Genomic DNA, 23,080 nt, shown 5'->3' with positions numbered 1-23,080 from the left:
CTTATATAAGTTAGATTTCAGGATGATATTTATCATAAACTTCAGCAAGTCTATGATTAGATATATGTGTATAAATTTGAGTTGTAGAAATATCAGAATGGCCTAATAAATCTTGAACAATTCGTAAATCAGCACCGTTTTCCAAAATATGGGTAGCAAATGAATGGCGCAAAGTATGGGGTGTGACATTTTTTTCAATTCCAGCCAAACTAACATATTTTTTAATTTTTTTCCAAATACTTTGTCTAGAAAGTCCACTACCATGGGCATTTAAAAATAAAAATGGTGAACGACGCTTTTTTAACAAAATTGAGCGACTGTGGTTTAAATAAATATTGATCCATTTACTAGCAACATCACCAATTGGAATTATACGTTCTTTATTTCCTTTTCCAAGGGTTTGAATTAAGCCCACACTTAAGTGTAAATCATCTAGTTTTAAATGTACTAACTCACTAACTCGCAAGCCAGTCGCATACATCACTTCAAAAATAGCTCTATCTCTAATTCCGTACTTATTATCAGTATTAGGCATCGCCAGTAGTTTATCTACTTCCTCAGTAGTTAAAACTGCTGGCAAATGTTGGGCTCTTTTAGGTGTATCTACTTTAGACATAAAGTCATCATTAATATATTTAAATTGTAATAAATACTTAGAAAACTTACGCAATGTAGAAATCATTCTAATCGTAGAATTACGTGCCATCCCAGCTTCACTCATGTTCTTTACATACTTTAAAATAGTATCATCATTTATTTTGTTTAGTTGATTTAAATTATTTAAGTTTAAATAATTAGCAAATCTTTTTAAATCTTGCCGATAACTTTTCAGAGTATTTAATGATAAGCCACGCTCAATTTTTAAAAAATGTAAATAGTCTTCTAATAAATCATTATCTAAAACATTAATAATCGTTATTCAAACTCTTTTCCTTTATCAGTTAAGTAAGTACCATCTTCGGATTGAGCAATTAATTTATTTTTAAGCAAATGACCTATTGCGCGCTTAAATTGACCTTTACTAATTCCAAATAACTTTTTAATATCTTCAGGCTTACTTTTGTCATTGTATGGAATTGAAAAGTCTTCTGAATTTTTCAAAACAGCCATCAACATTTTAGCATCGTCAGATATTGCCTCATATGCTCTTGGACGCATTGATAAATTAAGCGTCCCATCTGGATGTACACCAATTACTCTAACTGACAATCTTTCACCTAATCTAGGTTCTAACTCACGTTCACTAGGATGGATAAAACCAATCCGATAGTCATCAGTTAAAACTTTGGTTCCTGCCAACTTTAATCTAAAAGCAGTGGCTTTTAAGTTAAAGTTCATCATATTTTTATTTCCTGGAATCGAAATAGCTTTAAACACATCTTCATCAGCTAATTCTCCCCAAATACGATTTTTGTTATCAATTTTTAGAGAAATCATAACTTGATCGCCTCTTTGTGGCCATAATGATTTAATTGTTGGTAAATCATCTAACGAAACAGCGATATCCTTGTTAGGTAAACCTATATCAACAAAAACTCCCAAACCAAATTTACTGTTTACAATCGTTCCAAAAGCATAATGGTCTTGTTGTGATTTAGGTGCATCTCTAGTAATTTGCATCTTATGATCTTCATTTTCGTAAGCAAAGCCTTTAAAAGTACTTCCCAATTTTAAGGGCTTAATAATTTCTTTTTTGTCTAGAAAAAAAGTTTCCCCTTCTATTTGTACAAAGTATCTTTTGTCATTTTCATCAGTAACTTTACCAGAAACAATCTTACCTAGAATGTTATTCATTAAAAAACCTCTTTCAATAATATATACGCTAATTTTACACTGTAATTAATACAAAGCAAAGTGTAAAAGCACTATGTACAATAAAAAGACACGCATTTTGCGTGTCTTTTTACCAATAACAACTATTAAAGTGAATTAGCTGCACCGTGGTAAACGATACCGCGTTGAGCATCAACTGTAATAGTTTCACCATCAGAAATTTTTTCTGTAGCCTTATTAGCACCAACAATAACTGGAATCCCCATTGAAATACCAACTACTGCTGCGTGTGATGTTAATCCACCATCTTCAACGATAATAGCACTAGCTTTTTTCATTGCGGGTAGATAATCTTTGTTAGTATTCTTAGCTACTAACACGCCACCGTCTACAGCTTTGCTGTTTGCGTCGGCAGCGTTACTTGCTAAAAAAGCTTTACCAATAACGGCTTTGTCACCGATTCCTTGACCTTGAGTCAATTTTGAACCGATTAACTTAACACGCATAACATTAGTAGTACCTTTTTCACCAACTGGAATACCAGCAACGATTAATACTAAGTCGCCTTCTTTAGCTAAACCAGTTTCAACGGCCTTGTTTGCAGCAAAGTCAAACATACCATCAGTAGTTTCAGGTTTTTCAACAACGATTGGTTGAACACCCCAGTTAATTGTTAAACCACGACGTGTACGGTCATCAAATGTCAATGCTAAAATATCAGCATTTGGACGATATTTAGAAATCATACGTGCAGAGTAACCAGTTGAAGTAGAAGTAACAATAGTCTTAATACCTAAGTCTTTAGCTAAAGCAGCTGCTTCTTTACCAAAGGCTTCAGTAACGTCACCGTTGTTAAATGTTGGACGAGCATCAGCGTAAGTATCGTAATGTTCTTCAGCTTTTTCATCTAGTTTTCTCATCATATCTACAGCTTTAGCTGGGTATTTACCATTAGCACTTTCACCAGAAAGCATAGTAGCATCAGTACCACTGAATACAGCGTATTCAACATCTGAAGCTTCAGCACGAGTAGGACGAGGGTTTTCAATCATTGAATCTAACATTTGAGTAGCAGTAATAACTGGCTTACCCATTTCGTTACATCTGTGGATCATGTGTTTTTGAACGATTGGAACATTTTCTGCTGGAATTTCAACAGCCATGTCACCACGAGCAATCATTAAACCATCAGATACATTCATGATATCTTCAAAGTTGTCGATACCTTCTTGTGATTCAATCTTAGGGAAAATTTGAACATCTTCCATATGTTGTTCTTCAAGTAAAGTACGGATGTCAAGAACATCTTGTGGCTTTCTTACGAAAGAAGCAGCAATGAAGTTAATGTTCATCTTTTCAAGACCGAAACGAATGTCGCTTGAGTCTTTTTCAGTAATACCTGGTAAGTTAATTGAAACACCAGGAGCATCAACTGTTTTACGTGAACCTAGAAGTGCGTCGTTTTGAGCAGTAACAACTAATTCTTTATTAGCTTCATCTTTTTCATCAACAACAGTATCTAAAATACCATCATCAAATAAGATATGACCGCCAACCTTAACATCATCTAGTAATCCAGGATATGTTACAGCAATTTTATCTTTAGTTCCGTCAAGACTTTCGTCCATAGAAATTCTGAATTGGTCACCAGTGTTGTATTGAATTTTACCGTCTTTTTGAACAGTAGTACGAATTTCAGCACCTTTAGTATCAAGCATGATACCAACTGTTTTACCGGTTTTCTTTTCAGCTTCATGCACTTTGTTCAAACGATCAAAATGTTCTTCATGGTCACCGTGTGAAAAGTTAAATCGAAAAATATTAGCTCCTGCTTCGATCAACTTAACGATAGTATCGACGTCGGTACTAGCAGGTCCTAAAGTACTTACGATCTTTGTTTTCTTCATAAGTCAAAATCTCTCCTTTTATTTTGCAGATAATTAATTTAATAAATATCAAACTATCAAATTATTAACTACATAATTAGAATTCAACATAATTGTATCACTTTTTAAAAATTATGTCTGCTATGGATTCCCTGTTTTTTGTAATTTATTTTACAAAAAATCATTTATATACAGCATTATCTTTTCCTAAAATAAGTTTTAACGAATTAATAGCCGAATTGGTCCCATTTATTGAATATGGTTTTCGCAATAATTTATTCGAATCATCTATTTCTCTATGAATAATTATCGAGGTATTTCCAGGATTATTTTTTATAACCGTGTGTATTTTTTTCCAAACATCAGTATTGTCTTTATCTTTGTCTATTTTTAAATAAAGTCTTTTATTACTAGATGCTTTAGGTAGATTCACTGCTAAATTAATATTTTGGGCTATTAGTTGAATTTGGTTATTCTTTTTGGAAGCTTCAACTTTACCACTTACTAAAATAACTTGACCCGTTTTTAAATAGTTTTTAAAAGTTGAGTATGCTTCCGGGAATACAACAATAGTATACTCATTACTCATATCCGATCCATTCACAAACGCCATTTCCTGGCCTTTTTTAGTTCGTATATTTTTAATACTACTAATAAAAAATAGTGTATTTACATAATCAGCATTAAGATTAAACTCGTCACTAAACGTTAATTTAAATTGTTTTTGCAAGTATAAATATTGTTCAACTGGATGCCCAGAGAGATATATTCCTAGGCATTCCCTTTCTTTACCTAACTTTTCTTTGAGTGGAATATCTTTAAAGTGCTGTATTTTAGGCTTTAAATCATTAAATAAATCCATGGAGTTTCCAGACAAGTTGATAGAACTAATGAATTCAGGAATCGAGTTAAGTAATTCTGCTCGATTGTATCCAAAAATATCTAATGCACCTGAATATACTAATAAATTTAAAAGTTCAGCTTTACGAAACTTAGAATCAATTCTTCTAATGAAGTTTTCTAAATTAGTAAATTTGCCATTCTTTCTTTCATCCAATATAAAACGAATAAAATCAGTTCTTAAGCCTTTAATTGCTCTAAGTCCAAATATAATTGCATTATGTTTAATACTAAAAATACTTTCACTCAGGTTAATATTAGGTCCAAATAATTTAATATTTCTTAGTTTGACTTCGTTAAAATAAGTTTTAGTTTTATCTGCATTATTTAAAACTGAATTAAAAATATTTTTATAAAATTCAAGTGGATAATGAACTTTTAAATAAGCTAGCTGAAAAGCCATTTTACTATATGCATATGCATGTGACTTATTAAAACCATAACTAGCAAATTGATCAATGTAAGCAAATGTTCGTTCTGCAACTGATTTCGGAAAGCCATTACTAATTGCACCAGCAATAAATTTGTCACGCATGTTATCCATTACTTCTTGTTTCTTCTTACTCATGGCTCTTCTTAATATATCGGCCTCACCTAAAGTAAATCCAGCCATAATAGAAGCTAGTTGCATAACTTGTTCTTGATAAACAATAATGCCAAAAGTTGGTTGTAATACATTTTTAAGACGCTCGTCTGCATAATTAATTTGATGGTTATCATTCTTACGTTTGATAAAATTGTCAATGTTTTGCATAGGCCCGGGGCGATATAGTGCGTCCACCGCTGCTACTAGCTCAAAATTAGTAGGTTTTAAGCTTCTTAAAACATTTTTAATTCCACTCGATTCAAACTGAAAAACCCCATTAGTGTAGCCATTTTGAAAGTATCGTAGAGTGGATTCATCATTTAAATCAATTTGACTAATTTTTAATAAACTACCTGTATTTTGATAAATATCGTCAACAATATTAGCAATCAGTGAAAGATTTCTTAAACCTAGAAAATCCATTTTTAATAAGCCAACTTGTTCCACATAATTTTTAGAATATTGGGTCATTAATAAGCCTTCGTTACCAAGTTGAACCGGTGAATTATTAATTAATTCATTAGCACTAATGATAACTCCAGCAGCGTGAGTAGAATAGTGTCTAGGAATTCCCTCTAACTTTAAAGCCGTTGCAAAAATAAGCTGATTTAATTTATTTTCGTCAATTAAACTTTTTAACTTATGCGACTGTTTTACAGCATCTAGTAATTTAATATTTAATTGGGTAGGAATTGCATTACTCCATTTACTCATTTGTAAATTATTAAGTCCAAAAACTCTACCTACATCCCTAATTACTTGCTTAGCCGATAAAGTCCCAAAAGTTACAATTTGTGCTACATAATTATCACCATACTTACTATGAACATAATTTAAAATTTCACTACGTTTATCATCTGGAATGTCTAAGTCAATATCTGGCATCTGTGCTCGTTCCTCATTCAAAAATCGTTCAAAAAGCAATCCATATTTAATAGGATCAACATCAGTAATTTTTAAGACATAGGCTACTAATGAGCCAGCAGCTGAACCCCTTCCTGGACCAGTCATAATATTATGGTGATGTGAATAGTTAATTACATCCCAGACAATTAAGAAATAATCGTTAAACCCCATTCGGTTAATAACCGCTAGCTCTTTTTTCATTCGATCCACGTACTTATTGATATTAGCTTTAATAATTTCGTTATTAGAAAGTCGTTCCTTAAGTCCTTGCTTACATAGTTTTTTTAAAAAATCGAATGAAGATAGGTTAAAATCATTTTTGAAATTAGGCAATTGTGGTTTTTGCTTCATAATTTTTAGATTGCAATGACTACTAATATAATGATTAGACGTCAAAGCAGTGGTAAGTTTCTTATCAGTAAAAAATTTACACATCTCTTTACAACCGCGTAACCACTCGCTACCTAGAATATGACTATTTTCTACTGGATCAGTAATTTTTTGACCATTAGCTATATAATTCAAGATTGATACTGCAAAATAATCATTAGCATTCAAGTACTTTACAGTCGATAAAGCAACCATAGAAGTTCCATATTTTTTAGAAAGGTTATTAATAATTTGAATTAAATTATCTGACGTATTAATATCAACACCAAAATAAAGTGACTTTTCGTCTACGTTATTTTGTATGCTTTTTACATAATTAATTGCTAAATCATTTTGGCCCCGCATCAGTAAAGAGAAAACTTCTGAATTTTTAGGTATAATCACAAATAAATGATTCAAATATGGTGTTATATCACTTAGCGTTAATTCATGACCAACATTATCACGTTTTTCGGTCATTTTTAAGGTTGATATTTTCATTAAATTTTTATACCCATTAAAATTCTTAGCTAGCAAAACTAATTCGAATGATTGATCTAATATTTCAGTCCCTGATAGTTCTATTGTTAGTCCAACAATCGGTTTAATGTCATTTTTTAAACATTCATCATAAAATTCTATAGCACCATACATGACATTTCTGTCAGTTAAAGTTAAGCTATCATAGCCTCTACTTTTAGCTTCTAAAACTAAATCTTTTATGGATATATTGCTTTGTAGTAAACTATAAGAGCTGATAACCTGTAATGGGGTATAATTCATAAAATCATCCTTTCTAGCTAAATAAATTATAACAAAATTATTTAAATTTTTATGATACGAATAGTTAGTTTGAATTTTTGCGTGATTTTATGCTAAAATCTTATTGAAATGTGAGGTGGATGTAATGCGTTTTATTTCTGCAAATTTAACAATCATTTTCTGGTCAGCAGTATTTGGTGAAGTTATTGGATACATTTCAAGCGATTTAACCTCTCTACCATACTCAACAACAGAAATTGCAATTGTTTCTGTAATAACTGCTGTCATCTTAGTAAATGGTATCAACTTGATGATGGATAAAAAAGCGATTGAAAAATAAAAGGTTTGAACTGTAAAAGTCCAAGCCTTTTTTATTTTGCATTTACTATTCAAATACTAGCTTATCATCTTTTAAGCTAATTTGTACTTCAGAATTTGGTTTTACTTTACCAGCAATTATTAACTTAGCAAGTGGTGTTTCCACATAACGAGTTATAAATCTTTGTAAAGGTCTTGCTCCATATTGTGGTTGATAACCTTTTTGAGCAATCCAGTTAATAGCATCATCGTTAATATTTATCTTAATTGATTGTTCAATGGTACGTTTGGACAACTTATTAATGACTTTTTTAACAATCAATTTTACATCGCCTAATGACAATGGCTTAAATGTTATGACATCATCAATTCGATTTAAAAATTCAGGCTTAAATTTAATCTTTAATAACGCATCGACTGATTTTTTAGCATCATCACTAATATTACCATCTTTATCCGTTCCACTAAGCAATATATCAGAACCTAGATTAGATGTCATAATTAAAATCGTATTCTTAAAATCAATCGTACGTCCTTGTCCGTCGGTTAAGCGACCATCATCTAATACTTGCAATAAAATATTAAAGACATCTGGATGTGCTTTTTCAATTTCATCAAATAATACAATTGTGTATGGATCACGTCGAACTGCTTCGGTTAATTGGCCACCTTCTTCATACCCTACATACCCAGGCGCTGCACCTACTAATCTTGATACTGATTCCTTTTCCATATATTCAGACATATCGATACGAACCATATGGTCTTCTGAATCAAATAGATTCTGTGCTAATGCTTTAGCTAATTCCGTTTTACCAACTCCGGTAGGTCCTAAGAATAAGAAAGAACCTAATGGTTTACTTGGATCTTGTAGACCGGCCCGAGACCTTAAAACAGCATCAGACACTGCTTCTACAGCCTCATCTTGTCCTACTACTCGTTTATGAAGATTTTTATCAAGGCTTAATAATTTAGCACGTTCGCCTTGCATTAAGCGTTGGACTGGAATCCCAGTTTCTCGACTTAATACATTTGCAATTTCATTTTGCGTAACTGATTCACTGACTAACCAATCATTCGAATGATCTTGTTTTTCCATATCAGCTAGTTCGCTTTCTAATTCTGGAATCGTACCATGTTTCAAAATAGCCGCTTGATTTAAGTCATAATTACTTTCAGCTTGTTGTAAATCATTTTTAGCCTTATCTAATTCACGTTTTTTATCGCCTAATTTTTTAATGGCATCTTTTTCACGTTGCCAACGAGCATTTAAATTATTTACTTTTTCTTTAGTTTCAGCTAGTTCAGGGGTCAATTTAGCTAAACGCTTTTTGGAAGCATCGTCAGTTTCATTTTTTAAAGCTGCTTGTTCTACTTCTTGACGAATCAATTGTCGGTTAGCTTGATCTAATTCGGTTGGACTAGAATTCATTTCTACACGAATTGTGGAAGAAGCTTCATCTACTAAATCAATAGCTTTATCAGGTAAATAACGATCAGTGATATAACGATCAGATAATTTAGCAGCGGAAACCAAAGCATTATCATGAATTCTAACTCCATGATGAATTTCTAGACGTTCTTTAATCCCACGTAAAATAGTAATAGTGTCATCTACAGATGGTTCTTTTACCATTACTCGTTGGAAACGACGTTCTAGCGCTTTATCTTTTTCCATGTATTTACGATACTCGTCAACAGTAGTAGCACCAATCAAATGTAATTCACCACGTGCAAGCATTGGCTTTAGTATGTTACCAGCATCCATACTTCCTTCAGTCTTACCAGCACCTACAATATTATGAATTTCATCAATAAACATAATAATCTTGCCTTCAGACTTTTTAACTGCTTTAAGGACGGCCTTTAAACGTTCTTCAAATTGACCTCTGTACTTAGCACCCGCAATTAGTGAACTCATATCAAGTTCAAATAACGATTTATCACGTAAATTATCTGGAACATCATTAACAGCAATTCGTTTAGCTAACCCTTCTACAATAGCAGTTTTACCTACTCCGGGGTCTCCTAATAGAATTGGATTGTTTTTAGTCATTCTAGATAAAATACGTACTACGTCTAAAATTTCTTCATCCCTACCAATAATAGGACCTAATTTACCTGCCCTAGCTTCTTTAACTAAGTCAGTTCCATACTTTTCTAACGCTTGAAAAGTCTCTTCTTGATTCTTAGAAGTCACTTTTTCGCCTCCACGAATGTTTTTAACGATTTTAATGATAGTATCTCTATCTACGTTGTTGTTTTTTAAATAGTCGGTTAGTTTACAACCACTTAAATCCATTAAAGCAATTACTAAAGTGTCAATTGCAATATATTCATCACCTAAAGCAGTTTTTTCTTTATCTGCATTCTGTAGCAAAGCTAACATATTAGATGATAATGATTGACCATAACTAACGTTTGAACCTTCTACAACTGAAATTGAATCAATTTCACTATCTATTTCTGTTTCTAAATTATCGATGTCTAGCTTAGCTTCAGAAAAAATTTGTCGAGCTAATTCGCCAGGTTGAATTAAAAATTTAAATAAATGTGCAATACTTATATCTTGATGTCTTCGATTACTAGCAACTTTTTGTGCTTCAGCTAATGCTTGATTAACTGATTCTGTAAAATTATCTGGATTCATATATTTTCACCCACTTTAAAATAAAAAATACTTAGTCAGTCATAATTTATGACCTATAAGTATTTTATCAAAAGTATTTATAAGTTAAAAATATTTTGACCTTTTTTGACCTAAATATTTTTAGTATTTAAATTAGCAATTTCAATAATTAAATCAACCGCTTTTTCCATTGTTTGTAACGATACATATTCAAAACGTCCATGCATATTTTCACCACCAGCAAACAAATTAGGTGTCGTAATGCCCATAAAAGAGATTTTAGAACCATCCGTACCCCCACGTACTGGAAAAATATTAGGGGTTATATCTAAATTAAGCATCGCTTGTTTAGCTAAATCTACAACTGTCATATCTTTTTTGATAATTTCAGCCATATTGTAATATTGATCCTTAAGTACCAAATTAACTCTTCCGTCACCATATTTAGCATTAAGTTTATTAACAATGTCTTTAAATAATTTTTTACGATTTTTAAATTTTTCTTGATCATGGTCTCTGATTATATAATTTAAAGTCGCTTGATCTGGAGTTCCACTCATATCCGTTAAAAAGAAGAATCCTTCGCGACCTTCAGTATTTTCAGGACGATCATGTTCTGGCAATAAATTATTGAAATCAATACCGATTTGCAATGCATTAACCATAATGCCCTTTGCTTCGGCTGGGTGTACATCAGTCCCAGATATCTTCAATTTTGCACTTGCAGCATTAAAAGTTTCGTATTGTAAATCACCTAAAGGCCCACCATCTACCGTATAAGCCATATCAACATTGAAATCTTTTACATCAAAATTATCTGCACCTGTCCCTATTTCTTCATCAGGGCCAAATCCCACACTAATGTTACCGTGTTTAATTTCTGGATGACCAATCAAATATTGCATGGCAGTAATAATTTCAGTAACCCCAGATTTATCATCAGCACCTAATAACGTATTACCATCAGTAGTAACTAAAGTTTGACCTACATACTTATTTAAACTACTAAACACTTTAGGATCGAGTTTAAATTTGCTATCACCTAAATTAACAACTCCACCGTCATAATTTTTTATGACTTGCGGATTAATGTTCTCAGAATTAAAGTCTGCTGTATCGACATGTGCTAAGAATCCAATGCTAGGTAAACTTTGGCTAGTATTAGATGTTAAATCAGCAAATAAATAACCACTTTGTGAATTAACCCTAACGTTTTTTAAGCCCATCGACAATAATTCTTGTTTTAAACTATTAATAAAATCAACTTGACAGTTGGTTGAAGGAATTCTTGTACTGTCTTCATCAGATTGCGTATTTATTTTTACATACTTTAAAAATCGATCTAACATACCATCGTATTTGTTCATATTAAATCACTCCTTAACCTTAAATAAAAGTAAATGGATCAGTATTAATCTTGGAAGCTATAACTTCAATATTCCATTCATATTGATGATTCCAATTAGAAAATATTTTTAGTAGCTTTTGCTTACAAATGCTTTCAATATGATGACCGGGGTCAATTACTGAAATTCCATCAGCTAACATGTCATGTCCAGTATGATAATATACATCCCCAGTTATATACACATCAGCATGTTTTTTGATTGCATCATGATAAAATTTACCGCCATCGCCACCTAATATGGCAACTCTTTTAACTATTTTTTGAGGATTATTACTAATAAGTCTGAGGCCCTTAACATTAAAAATCTGTTTACATAAATTAGCGAACTCATTTAAAGGCATTTCAGCAACTAGTTCTCCAATTCTTCCCATATAAAAATCTTTATCATGTTTATTTAACATGAAAGATAAGCCTTCAGTATTTTGTAATTGCAAGGCTTCAGCCAACCAATCATTCATTCCATCAAAAGCATTATCTAAGTTAGTGTGTGCTGCATAAACAGTTATATTATGTTTAATTAATTTAGCATACATCATATTTTGTGGAACTGATAAATCCAAATTTTTAGCTGGTCGAAACATAACTGGATGATGGGCAAATATGAAATCAACGTTATGGTCAATTGCTTCATCTACAACTTCCGGCCTAACATCTAAAGTCGTCACCACTTTATGCACTTCAGCATCTAAAGAACCAATCTGTAATCCAACCGGATCTCCTTTAACCGCTATATCTTTCGGTGCAAACTGTTCAAATCGACTTACTAAATCAATTCCTTTCATTTATTCAACACCTCATCTATCTTAGAAATTTTATCTTCAATTGCATTAATTCGGTCAATAGGCCTATGCTTTTTAGCTTGATTCATTTGATTAATGACTTCACGCATTCTTATCTTTTCATTACACCACTTATCAATAAAAACTTGTGATTGTTCTTTAATTAAAAAGGGTCCAAATTGCAATTCATCATCACTATAATGAATTGTCTCATTTACTTTTTCAGCCACTATTATTTCATAAGTATGGCCATCTTCACGAATAATGTCTTCATTAGTTATTTTATATTCATTGTTCATTAACCATAGTCTAAGTATAAATTCGCCAACGTTTGGCTGTAAAACTAATTTTTCCTTACCACTTAATTTATTTTGACCACGTTTTAAAATATCACGAATTAAAGTACCACCCATTCCAGCAATCGTTATGCAGTCAATATTATCTGATAGTTTAATTGCGTCTAAACCATCAGCTAAACGTGGTAGTATGATATCATCAAATTTTTCTAAGTTAATTTCATGCTCAGCATTTTCTAAAGGTCCCTTAGCAACTTCACCTGCCACTGCAAAGGAAATTTTGTTATTTTTAGCTAAATATACTGGTAAATAAGCATGGTCAGAACCTATGTCAGCCATTCTACTATTTAGTGGAACATAACTGGCAACTTTTTTTAAACGATCTGATAAATGATTAGAGTCCATCATTAAGCTCCTTTTGTTAAAAAATTTATTAAATTTATTATATCTTAAATAAAAAGCAGATGCATACATGCATCTGCTTTTTAAACATCTCATTTTATTCAAGAAAGTCTTTTAATTGTTTACTACGTGATGGATGGCGCAACTTACGTAAGGCCTTAGCTTCAATTTGACGAATTCTTTCACGGGTAACACCAAACACTTTACCAACTTCTTCAAGTGTTCTGGTACGTCCATCGTCCAAACCGAAACGAAGTCTAAGCACATTTTCTTCACGATCAGTTAGTGTATCTAATACACCTTCTAATTGTTCTTTTAAAAGTTCATAAGCAGCATGTTCGGATGGACTAGTGGCATCTTGGTCTTCGATAAAGTCACCTAAATGTGAATCATCTTCTTCACCAATTGGTGTTTCCAATGAAACTGGTTCTTGAGAAATCTTCAAGATACCACGAACTTTTGAAGTTGGCATATCCATTTCAGCACCAATTTCATCAGGAGTTGGTTCACGACCTAAATCTTGAAGTAATTGTCTTTGAATTCGAATTAATTTGTTAATCGTTTCAACCATGTGCACTGGAATCCTAATTGTACGTGCTTGGTCAGCAATAGCACGCGTAATAGCTTGTCTAATCCACCAAGTTGCATAAGTAGAAAATTTAAATCCCTTACGGTAATCAAACTTTTCAACCGCCTTCATTAATCCCATGTTACCTTCTTGGATTAAATCTAAGAATTGCATTCCTCTACCTACATAACGTTTAGCAATGGAAACAACTAATCTTAAGTTGGCTTCAGCCAATTCTTGCTTAGCTGCTTCATCACCATCTTCAATTCTCAAAGCTAAACTAACTTCTTGGTCAGCTGTTAATAGGGAAACTCGTCCAATTTCTTTCAAGTACATTCTAACTGGATCATTTATTTTGACACCAGATGGAGCTGAAGCCGTGTTCTTTAATTCCTTTTGAGTTACCTTTTTAGCAGCTTTCAAAGCACGTGGGTCTGGATCACCATTTTGATCTACAACACTAATTCCAGAATCTTCAATTTTTTCTAATAGCTTATCAGTTTGATTAGTAGTCAACTTAAATGGTAAAGCAATTCCATTATCAATGACGTCATAAGTTACATGCCCTACTTTTTTATACTTTTTAATAAAAGTATTTAAAGAATCTTTATATTCTTTTTTTTCTAATTTTTTGTCAGTCATTCAAAGAGCCTCCTGTTAATCCTTGTCAATCAACTGTTGTTTCTTTTTTAATCCAATGATTTCAATTGCTAACTGTGTTTGACGATCAATATCACCTAATCTAGTAGCTTCTTTAAATTCATCTTTTTTGGACTTTAATTTAATATCTATCGGTGCCTGGTTCATTATTATATTAACATAATCATCAATCTCTTTTGTACTACTTGTGCCTAAAATGTTAGTAACCTCAATATCAATCATTAGTTTTTGCAAATTATCTTCTTTAATAAAATCTGTAAAAGCTGAAATTTCGAATTCATCATGTTCAGTAAAATAGCCCTGTGCTAAGAGAAATAGCATCTGATACGGTTCATGAACAAAATTAAATCCGTCAATTCCCATAATTTTTATCCAAACATCATGATCATGTAACATCCGATATAGCAACATCCGTTCGGCACTTTCGACCTTACTAATTTGACGGTGTTTAGTGGTAGTCGTAATAGAAGAAATATTTTGATTGTTTGAATTGTCAACATTAATTTTTTGGTTACTAAATGAATCTATTTTATTCAGTTGAATAACTAAAGTTTTTTTATCAATCCCAAATTGCTCAGACAGCTGATTTAAATAGATTTCACGTTCAATTGGTTTAGACATTGTCGCAATAATTTTTAATGTATCATCTATATACGCTGCCAAATCTTGCTCATTATTAAGATTACGATTCAATTTAAGATATTGCATCTCAAAAGAAACTGGTGATTCCTTAGCTGAGTTAATGTACTCTAAGAACCTTTGCTCACCATATTGTTTACGATATTCATCTGGATCAACTCCTTTAGGCATTTGAATAACGCCTAATTTTAGTTGACTATTTTGTAGTAATTTTAAGGCACGATTAATCGCATTTTGCCCCGGAGCATCGCCATCATAACAAATATATAAATGTTTGGTGTGCCTTTTTATTTGATAAACTTGATCATTGGTCAAACTAGTTCCCATTGAAGCTATCCCATTTTTAACGCCGGATTGAAAAGCAGAAATAACATCCATAAACCCTTCAAAAAGAATAACTGAATATTGCTTACGAATTTCATCTTTAGCATTGCTAAAATTAAATAAGACTTTACGTTTGTTAAAAATATCAGTTTCGGGACTATTAAGATATTTGGCTTGATTATCTTCATCAAATACTCTACCAGAAAAAGCAACAATAGAACCATTATTATTCTTAATAGGAAAAATTATCCGATTAAAAAATCTATCTTTTAAGTTTCCAGCATCATTTTCAGCAAATAAGCCTGACTTTCTCAGTAAATCAGTAGAAATGTTTTTCTGTTTAAAAAATTCTTCTAATATTTTATTTTTAGGCGCAAATCCTAATTGATAATACTCAATTGTGCTTTTGGTTAAGCCTCTTGCTTGAAGATATTTAAGTGATGGTTCACCAATTTCAGTATTCATCAAAATATGGTGATAAAGTTTACTAGCATCTTCATGTAACTTAATCAGTTCTTGGTTACCATTATTTACATGACCAGTATTTTTGCTTAAATAATCTTTAGAGAGTTCTATACCTTGCATTTCTGCAACTTTAACCACGGCCTCTGGAAATGACAGCCCTTGTAAATCCATTAAGAATTTAAAGACGTTTCCTCCACGTCCACAACTAAAGCAATGAAAAATTTGTTTGTCTTCCGATACTGAAAAAGAAGGTGTTTTTTCAGCTTGAAACGGACATAAACCAAAGTAATTATTTCCAGACTTCTTTAGATGCACAAATGCACTAATTACGTCTAAAACATTAGTTTGGCTTCTAACATTTTCGATGACTGTTTCTGGTATCATAGCCAAAATAAACACCTCCCATATAGCAATATAAAGTCGCACTTTAAAGTGCGACTTTAAAAATATAGATATTAAATCTTATCACATTTTAATTAGTATGCCAAATGAATTACTTAATAATTAATTCATTTAGGTCACCAAACCATTTAATCATATTAGATACAATCGTAAGTTGCTTTAAGTGGTTATTTTTAATTTTTTCATTTTTAGCCATTACCATTGTTTGATCAAAGTAACTATTAATTAAAGCTGGTAACTCTGTTAGTTTTTGATAAGCATCCCTAGCATCTAAAGCAAAGTATCCATCAATTGTTTCATTAACTTTATCAAATAAATCTTTTTCAGAATCATTTTCAAATAAGTTGCTATCTACAGCTAATTCATCATCTTTAAATGATGCTTTTTCGGAAATTCTCAAGACACGATTTAAGGCTTCCATAGAGTCTTTAAAATCATCTTTGTTCTTGTTTTCGTTAAGAACGCTAGCACTATCAAAAATAAATTTAATATTATTGTTTAGACCATTAGCAGCAGCTTCAATAATGTCGTGTGATAATTTGTCACTCTTTAGAACTTTTACAATACGGTCTTTAATAAAGTTTACAATATCTGATATTTCTTTATTTTGATCTAATTGCGGAGCAACTTGTTTATCATTTTCTAATTCTACAAATTGATTCATCATAGCTTTTAATGGTAAATTCCATTGCTTGTTTTCAACAATTCTAACAATTCCATTAGCCTGTCTTCTTAAAGCATATGGATCATTGGAACCACTAGGAATCATTCCTGCTGCAAAGAAAGTTAAAATGCTATCAAATTTATCAGCTAAAGCTAGTACTGAACCAACTTTACTTTCAGGTAATTCACCATTAGCAGAAATTGGCATATAGTGTTCTCTGATTGCCGTAGCTACAGTTTGGTTTTCACCATTAATTAAGGCATATTTTTCACCCATAATTCCTTGTAACTCAGAAAATTCTCCAACCATACCTGTTACTAAATCAAATTTATAAATGTCAGCTGCTCTAGATAAATCTTTAAGTTCAGTATCACTTAAACCTACTTTTTTACCAATGCAATTTGAAATCACATTAACACGTTGCATTTTTTCAAACATAGTAGAAATCTTATCATGGAAACTGACTTTTTTAAGCTTATCAACGTAAAATTGAATATCATTTTTTTGATCTTCATGGTAGAAGAACATTGCATCTTCCAACCTAGCAGTAAGCACCTTTTCATTACCCGTAGATACATTTTCTAGATAATCTGAATTCCCATTACGAACCGAAACAAAGTAAGGTAAAATTTTGCTGTCATTAGCATCTTTTACATAGAAAAATCTTTGGTTATCACGCATTGAAGTAATTAAAACTTCTGATGGTAGTTCTAAGTATTTTTCATCAAAGCTACCAAAGAATGCAGTAGGCCATTCTACTAAGTTATTAACTTCTTCCAATAAACCGGCATCGATGTTAATAGTCCAATTATTATTTTTAGCAATGTCATCGATTTGAGATTCAATCAAGCTCTTACGCTTTTTAGCATCCACAATAACATACTCTTTTTTCAAATCAGCTTCATAATCATCAGCATTATTAATAGTTACGTTTTTACCTAAGAAACGATGTCCACGACTGATACGATTAGATTTAACATCTAAAATTTGCATAGGAACGATCTCATCGTCTAATAATGCAACTATCCATCTAATTGGACGAATGTATTCTAAATGATAAACGTTCCATTTCATCATTGTAGAAAAGTTCATACTAGTAATGATATCTTTCATGCCTGAAAGAATTTCAGCAACTGGTTTACCAGGAATATGTTTTTGAACAAATACATATTCAGTTCCCTTAACTTCTTTAAAAGTAATGTCATCGGTAGTCATACCTTGACCCTTAGAAAATCCAATAGCTGCCTTAGACCAGTTACCTTCAGCATCTAAAGCAATTTTTTTAGCTGGTCCTTTAACTGATTCATCAATATCTGGTTGTTTATCAGCTAGTCCATTAATTTTAATAGTTAATCGACGCGGAGTAGAAAATGGAATGATTTCAGAATAATCCATTCTTGCTTCTTTTAAATACTTTTTAGTTCTATCAACTAATTGTTTAATACTAGGAGTTACTGCATGTGCAGGCATTTCTTCCAAACCAATTTCTAATAGAAATGTATGATCCATTTTATTTATCCTCCTTGTCATCTTTTAATAATTCTGCTCGTTTCTTTTCATCTTTGATTAATGGGAAACCACGTTTTTTACGTTCAGCAATAAAAGCTTTAGCAATAGAACGTGCCATATTTCTAATTCTAGATAGGTATCCAGCACGTTCAGTTACAGAAACCGCACCTCGAGCATCTAACAGGTTAAATGTATGACTACATTTTAAAACATAGTCATAAGCTGGATGAACTAAACCATTTGCAATTTGTTTTTTAGCTTCAGTTTCAAAAGAATCAAACATGTTCAAAAGCATTTCTTGATTGCTTTCTTCAAAACTATATTTTGAATGTTCATACTCAGGTTCTTTAAAAATGTCACCATATTTAACGCCATCGCCCCATTCCAAGTCATATACACTGTTAACATCTTGGATGTATGAAGCTAGTCTCTCTAGTCCATAAGTAACTTCGGCTGCAACAGGATCCATAACTTGGCCACCAACGATTTGGAAATATGTGAATTGAGTAACTTCCATCCCATCTAGCCATATTTCCCAACCAACACCAGCACAACCCATTGAAGGATTTTCCCAGTTATCTTCAACAAATCGAATATCATGTTCCAGTGGATTAATTCCTAATTCTTTCAAACTACCTAAATATAGTTCTTGAATGTTTTCTGGAGAAGGTTTCATAATCACTTGGAATTGATGATGTTGGTATAAACGATTAGGATTTTCACCATATCTACCATCAGCAGGTCTTCTCGAAGGTTCTACATACGCAGCATTCCATGGTTCTGGTCCAATTGCTCTTAAGAAAGTATATGGACTCATAGTTCCTGCACCTTTTTCAGTATCGTATGATTGCATTAACATACAACCTTGTGATGACCAATATTGTTGCAATTTTAAAATTATTTCTTGCATTGAAAGTTTTTTTGTCATTGTTATCCTCCCCATTTTTAATCCATAAAAAAAACCTATGTAAAAAAGTAATAAACAATTTTACATAGGGACGATGTAATCGCGGTTCCACCCTAATTTTGGATTAAATAAATCCAACAACTTAATTTAAAGAGTTCAAAAAGTGCCAATTGGTCTTACAATTAATAACTAGCTCACACCTTACCTAGTCTCGCTGCAAAAAATTGTAAGATAATTCTTTTATCTTAACTCTAATTATTCATATATTTTAATATTAAATTAGCTATTATAAAAAGTCAATTTTATATTTTAAAATTATTGATTTGATCTAAGAAATTTTTACTTTTTAACTTAATTCCTAAATTATTTTCATAAATATTATCAAAGAAACTTCTCAATTCTTTTTTAGTTTGGTTATTAACTTTGATATTTTTTATTTTAGAAATTTCAATTATTGAAAACTTTCTTAGATAAAAAATAGTTTTTTTATCTAACCTAAGTCGATATAAATCTCTGTCAAAGTGGTTTTCGCAAAGCAAACCGCCCATACTTTCAGAATAGTCTAAATTCAAATCAGAACGTCCACAAACCATACATCCACGAAGTTCTGGTGCTACTCCTAATACCGAAAGTAGCTGCAATTCGATAATGTTGGTTATGATTGCTGGGTCTATCCCCGCATCAATTAATCTTAAACTATAGAATAATTTGTTAAACCAATCTATGCTAGTTTTACCATCATCAAAGGCCGTATCTAATAAATTCATAATGTAAGTAGCATAAGCATTTAAATAAATATCATTAGAAATATTCAAGTAATGCTGAACATCAATCGGATTAACTATATATGAAAGTAAGTCTTTTTTTATATTACCAGTATAACTGCCATAACTAAACGGTAAAATATCGGCTGCCATTTTATAATTTTTTCTTCGAGCACCTCTCAAAAAAAACATTTTTGGACCAAATTCAGCAGTGAAAAATTTAACTAGCATGTCATGTTCTCGGTAATTTTTACGATACATAAGAATGCCATGAAAATCTATACAATGATAATCCTTCATAACATCACCTAAAAATATTAATAATTATCTTTACGATAGCCTAAAGATTTAAGCATAGAAGCTTTATCGCGCCATCCCGGTTGCACTTTAACCCATAATTCTAAGAAAACTTTACTTCCTAACAAGTCTTCAATATCCTGACGAGCTAACGTACCAATCTTTTTCAGCATTGCACCTTTTTTACCAATTACAATTCCCTTTTGACCGTCACGTTCAACAATAATTGTAGCTTCGATATGAACTTTTCCATTATCTTGTGATTTCATGCTTTGGATTTCCACTGCAACTGAGTATGGAATTTCTTGTCTAGTTAGCATCAAAATTTTTTCACGAATTAATTCAGAAACAATGAATCTTTCTGGATGGTCAGTAACCTGGTCTTCAGGATAATACTGTGGACCTTCTGGCAATCTATTTTCTAAATTATTGAGTAATTCATCTACATTATTACCCTGCAATGCTGAAATTGGGAAAACTTCGCTCCAATCTAAAGCATTTTTATAAGTGTCCATGATATCTAACAATTTATTAGGGTTAATATCATCAATTTTGTTAATTAATAAATAAATTGGTTTATTAACCTTTTTAAGCTTATCAATAATAAAGTTATCACCAGCGCCCCTAGTTTCAGTTGCACTCACCATGAACAAAACTGCATCTACTTCATTTAAAGCAGACATTGCAGAGTCTTCCATAAAGTCATCCAATTTATTGATTGGTTTATGAATACCCGGTGTGTCTAAAAATACGATTTGAGCATTATCAGTAGTGTAAACACCTTGAATCTTATTTCTAGTAGTTTGAGCTTTATCGCTCATAATTGCTATCTTTTGACCAATAATTCTGTTTAAAAATGTAGATTTACCTACATTGGGACGTCCTACTATCGCAACAAATCCTGAGTGAAATTCTTTATTATCATTCATAAAATTATCCTCCATTATCTAATCAACTTAAAAAAAGATGGTATAAAAATAAGACATCCTATAATAACTGCGAACAAGGCCGATATTAAAACACCACCAGCAGCAACATCTTTAGCTTTTTTAGCTAATATACTGTAATGATTATCAACTATTAAGTCCACAACGGTTTCCACAATTGTGTTTAAAACTTCTGCTGCAATAACAACAAACATTGCAGTAGCTATCCACAGCCATCCATTTATATCAATTTTTAAAATAATTCCCATTATAAAAGCAAATGCTGAAGCAAAAACATGAAAGCGAAAGTTTCTTTCTTCAGTTATTAAAGCCCAAATTCCTTGTAGGGCATGTGCCAGAGACTGACAAAAGTTTTTATTCTTGCCAATCTGCTTTTTACTATCTTTTAAGGCCATAAGAATCCATTATTTTTCTTTGTAATGGGAACATAACTGCCTCGTCTTCTGGCTTCATATGGTCATAACCATTTAAGTGTAGAAAACCATGCACAACCAAAAATCCTAATTCACGTTCGTAAGAGTGATTTAAGAATTCTGCTTGTTCAGCAACTTTGTCAATCGAAACAAAAATATCTCCTATGTTCTTAGGAATTTCAGCTTGCATTTCATCATCCATGATAATTGGGAAATCATCGCTATCATCTTCTATTGCAAAACTAATTACGTCAGTAGCACGGTCTACCCCACGATACTTTTTGTTAATTTGTTGAATTTTGTCATTATTAACAAATGTAACTGACATTTCAGTATTTTCAGCTAATTCGATGTATTTACCTGCATATTCTAAAATATCTTTGATTAAATCAATGTGTTTTTGTGGAACTTTATTTTTTGTTTCATCATAAATTTCTAAATCCATGTTATCTTCCTTAATTAATTATTTTGGTCATTATATTTATCATAAGCGTCAATAATCTTGGCAACGACTGGATGACGAACAACATCAGCAGAATTAAACTTAACAAACCTAATTTTATCAACATTTTGCAAGATTTTTTGTGCTTGTACTAATCCACTACTAGCATGCTTAGGTAAATCTATTTGTGAAATATCACCATTAACAATCATCTTAGAATTAAATCCTAAACGAGTTAAAAACATTTTCATCTGAGCAGTAGTAGTATTTTGTGCCTCATCTAGTATTACAAAAGCAGAATCCAAAGTTCGGCCACGCATATATGCTAGTGGTGCAATTTCAATAACTTCACGTTCCATTAATCTAGCAGTATGCTCAGTACCTAAAACCGCATGCAAAGCATCATAAATTGGTCTTAAATAAGGATCAACCTTTTCTTTTAAGTCTCCAGGTAAGAATCCAAGACTTTCTCCAGCCTCAACTGCCGGTCTGGTTAAAATTATTTTTTCGACTGTGCCCCTTTTCAAAGCTGCGACAGCCATAACTACTGCTAAGAATGTTTTACCAGTACCAGCTGGACCAATTCCAAATGTAATATCATTTCTAGAAACAGACTGTACGTATTGACGTTGTCCGAAATTCTTAACTCGAATTGGTTTTCCATTATTGTCTTTAATTAATATCTGATTATACAAGTCTTGAAAATGTTTTAAAGTACCATTTTTAGCCATGTTCATGGCACTAACAACATCACTGCTGTTAATCGATATTCCTTGTTGAATTATATCTAATAAGTTGCCTAAAATTTGCATGACAGCATTTACATTGTCTTCTGCTCCAGAAACATTAATTTCTGTACCAAAAGGATTGATAGTTACTTCCATGCCTTCTTCTAACAAAGACATAAATTTATTTTGAGCACCTAATAATAAGGATTCGTCATCTAAATTTTTTAAGATAAATTGCTTTTTAGTTTTAGAGTTTTCAGCCAATACAGCTTTCTCCTTTACAAGTTTTATTAATCAAATACTAGCATAATTTTATACTTAAAAAAAGCGGTTTGTT

The 23,080-nt window shown here is 31.9% G+C and carries 18 protein-coding genes; 1 reads left to right on the top strand and 17 read right to left on the bottom strand.

The features are described 5' to 3' along the window. Positions 1 to 10: 10 nt before the first annotated feature. The 4 genes from xerD to dnaE form a co-directional block, all read right to left on the bottom strand. Positions 11 to 913: a site-specific tyrosine recombinase XerD gene (gene xerD / locus FD06_RS06435; RefSeq protein ID WP_156403106.1), complete on the bottom strand. Its 903-nt coding sequence runs from the start codon at positions 911 to 913 to the stop codon at positions 11 to 13. A gap of 2 nt (positions 914 to 915) precedes the next feature. Further along, positions 916 to 1,794: a CvfB family protein gene (locus FD06_RS06430; protein WP_056966870.1), complete on the bottom strand. Its 879-nt coding sequence runs from the start codon at positions 1,792 to 1,794 to the stop codon at positions 916 to 918. Positions 1,795 to 1,919: 125 nt separating this feature from the next. Next, positions 1,920 to 3,680, bottom strand: coding sequence for a pyruvate kinase (pyk, locus tag FD06_RS06425; RefSeq protein WP_056966869.1), 1,761 nt, complete (start codon positions 3,678 to 3,680; stop codon positions 1,920 to 1,922). A 160-nt stretch (positions 3,681 to 3,840) separates the two neighbouring features. Beyond that, positions 3,841 to 7,203: a DNA polymerase III subunit alpha gene (dnaE, locus tag FD06_RS06420; protein WP_056966867.1), complete on the bottom strand. Its 3,363-nt coding sequence runs from the start codon at positions 7,201 to 7,203 to the stop codon at positions 3,841 to 3,843. 124 nt (positions 7,204 to 7,327) lie between these two features. Between dnaE and FD06_RS06415 the strand changes: the two genes are divergently transcribed. Further along, positions 7,328 to 7,522: a DUF2929 family protein gene (locus FD06_RS06415; RefSeq protein ID WP_054656894.1), complete on the top strand. Its 195-nt coding sequence runs from the start codon at positions 7,328 to 7,330 to the stop codon at positions 7,520 to 7,522. 45 nt (positions 7,523 to 7,567) lie between these two features. Here the strand turns inward: FD06_RS06415 and clpB are convergent, their stop codons facing one another. The 13 genes from clpB to FD06_RS06350 form a co-directional block, all read right to left on the bottom strand. Beyond that, a complete protein-coding gene (clpB, locus tag FD06_RS06410; RefSeq protein WP_056966865.1) occupies positions 7,568 to 10,150 on the bottom strand; it encodes an ATP-dependent chaperone ClpB in 2,583 nt (860 codons plus the stop codon). 110 nt (positions 10,151 to 10,260) lie between these two features. After that, a complete protein-coding gene (gene pepT, locus FD06_RS06405; protein ID WP_056966863.1) occupies positions 10,261 to 11,496 on the bottom strand; it encodes a peptidase T in 1,236 nt (411 codons plus the stop codon). Positions 11,497 to 11,515: 19 nt separating this feature from the next. Then, entirely contained in the window at positions 11,516 to 12,319 is an 804-nt protein-coding gene (locus FD06_RS06400) for a Nif3-like dinuclear metal center hexameric protein (protein ID WP_056966860.1), read from the bottom strand. Then, a complete protein-coding gene (locus FD06_RS06395; RefSeq protein ID WP_054656896.1) occupies positions 12,316 to 13,017 on the bottom strand; it encodes a tRNA (adenine(22)-N(1))-methyltransferase in 702 nt (233 codons plus the stop codon). The genes FD06_RS06400 and FD06_RS06395 overlap by 4 nt, the downstream gene beginning before the upstream one ends. A gap of 94 nt (positions 13,018 to 13,111) precedes the next feature. After that, complete coding sequence (gene rpoD, locus FD06_RS06390; protein ID WP_056966858.1) at positions 13,112 to 14,224, bottom strand: RNA polymerase sigma factor RpoD; 1,113 nt, start codon at positions 14,222 to 14,224, stop codon at positions 13,112 to 13,114. A 15-nt stretch (positions 14,225 to 14,239) separates the two neighbouring features. Further along, positions 14,240 to 16,054, bottom strand: a complete 1,815-nt coding sequence (gene dnaG, locus FD06_RS06385) for a DNA primase (RefSeq protein ID WP_237757243.1) — start codon at positions 16,052 to 16,054, stop codon at positions 14,240 to 14,242. Positions 16,055 to 16,163: 109 nt separating this feature from the next. Then, positions 16,164 to 18,245, bottom strand: a complete 2,082-nt coding sequence (glyS, locus tag FD06_RS06380; protein WP_056966854.1) for a glycine--tRNA ligase subunit beta — start codon at positions 18,243 to 18,245, stop codon at positions 16,164 to 16,166. Position 18,246: 1 nt separating this feature from the next. Next, complete coding sequence (glyQ, locus tag FD06_RS06375) at positions 18,247 to 19,173, bottom strand: glycine--tRNA ligase subunit alpha (RefSeq protein WP_056966852.1); 927 nt, start codon at positions 19,171 to 19,173, stop codon at positions 18,247 to 18,249. A gap of 281 nt (positions 19,174 to 19,454) precedes the next feature. Beyond that, positions 19,455 to 20,216 carry a DNA repair protein RecO gene (gene recO, locus FD06_RS06370; protein WP_056966850.1) on the bottom strand — a complete coding sequence of 254 codons (762 nt, stop codon included), beginning with the start codon at positions 20,214 to 20,216 and terminating at the stop codon, positions 19,455 to 19,457. Positions 20,217 to 20,233: 17 nt separating this feature from the next. After that, positions 20,234 to 21,157, bottom strand: coding sequence for a GTPase Era (era, locus tag FD06_RS06365; protein WP_056966848.1), 924 nt, complete (start codon positions 21,155 to 21,157; stop codon positions 20,234 to 20,236). Continuing rightward, positions 21,157 to 21,555: a diacylglycerol kinase family protein gene (locus FD06_RS06360; protein ID WP_056966846.1), complete on the bottom strand. Its 399-nt coding sequence runs from the start codon at positions 21,553 to 21,555 to the stop codon at positions 21,157 to 21,159. Before FD06_RS06360 ends, era begins: the two co-directional genes overlap by 1 nt. Continuing rightward, on the bottom strand, positions 21,539 to 22,018 hold the full coding sequence (gene ybeY, locus FD06_RS06355) for an rRNA maturation RNase YbeY (RefSeq protein WP_056966844.1): 480 nt from the start codon (positions 22,016 to 22,018) through the stop codon (positions 21,539 to 21,541). Before ybeY ends, FD06_RS06360 begins: the two co-directional genes overlap by 17 nt. Positions 22,019 to 22,032: 14 nt before the next feature. Further along, a complete protein-coding gene (locus tag FD06_RS06350; protein ID WP_056966842.1) occupies positions 22,033 to 23,007 on the bottom strand; it encodes a PhoH family protein in 975 nt (324 codons plus the stop codon). Between the last annotated feature and the right edge of the window lie 73 nt (positions 23,008 to 23,080).

This window comes from Apilactobacillus ozensis DSM 23829 = JCM 17196, assembly GCF_001435995.1.
In the GTDB taxonomy this organism is placed as follows: domain Bacteria; phylum Bacillota; class Bacilli; order Lactobacillales; family Lactobacillaceae; genus Apilactobacillus; species Apilactobacillus ozensis.
This window is presented reverse-complemented; position numbering and strand designations above follow the sequence as displayed.

Bases quoted from the DNA above. Each gene is read 5' to 3' on its own strand.
- glyQ (WP_056966852.1), bottom strand. From the start codon at position 19,173: ATGACAAAAAAACTTTCAATGCAAGAAATAATTTTAAAATTGCAACAA.
- pepT (WP_056966863.1), bottom strand. From the start codon at position 11,496: ATGAACAAATACGATGGTATGTTAGATCGATTTTTAAAGTATGTAAAA.
- FD06_RS06360 (WP_056966846.1), bottom strand. From the start codon at position 21,555: ATGGCCTTAAAAGATAGTAAAAAGCAGATTGGCAAGAATAAAAACTTT.
- rpoD (WP_056966858.1), bottom strand. From the start codon at position 14,224: ATGACTGACAAAAAATTAGAAAAAAAAGAATATAAAGATTCTTTAAAT.
- FD06_RS06395 (WP_054656896.1), bottom strand. From the start codon at position 13,017: ATGGACTCTAATCATTTATCAGATCGTTTAAAAAAAGTTGCCAGTTAT.
- clpB (WP_056966865.1), bottom strand. From the start codon at position 10,150: ATGAATCCAGATAATTTTACAGAATCAGTTAATCAAGCATTAGCTGAA.
- ybeY (WP_056966844.1), bottom strand. From the start codon at position 22,018: ATGGATTTAGAAATTTATGATGAAACAAAAAATAAAGTTCCACAAAAA.
- FD06_RS06400 (WP_056966860.1), bottom strand. From the start codon at position 12,319: ATGAAAGGAATTGATTTAGTAAGTCGATTTGAACAGTTTGCACCGAAA.
- era (WP_056966848.1), bottom strand. From the start codon at position 21,157: ATGGAGGATAATTTTATGAATGATAATAAAGAATTTCACTCAGGATTT.
- FD06_RS06430 (WP_056966870.1), bottom strand. From the start codon at position 1,794: ATGAATAACATTCTAGGTAAGATTGTTTCTGGTAAAGTTACTGATGAA.
- glyS (WP_056966854.1), bottom strand. From the start codon at position 18,245: ATGGATCATACATTTCTATTAGAAATTGGTTTGGAAGAAATGCCTGCA.
- dnaE (WP_056966867.1), bottom strand. From the start codon at position 7,203: ATGAATTATACCCCATTACAGGTTATCAGCTCTTATAGTTTACTACAA.
- dnaG (WP_237757243.1), bottom strand. From the start codon at position 16,054: ATGATACCAGAAACAGTCATCGAAAATGTTAGAAGCCAAACTAATGTT.
- recO (WP_056966850.1), bottom strand. From the start codon at position 20,216: ATGAAGGATTATCATTGTATAGATTTTCATGGCATTCTTATGTATCGT.
- pyk (WP_056966869.1), bottom strand. From the start codon at position 3,680: ATGAAGAAAACAAAGATCGTAAGTACTTTAGGACCTGCTAGTACCGAC.
- FD06_RS06415 (WP_054656894.1), top strand. From the start codon at position 7,328: ATGCGTTTTATTTCTGCAAATTTAACAATCATTTTCTGGTCAGCAGTA.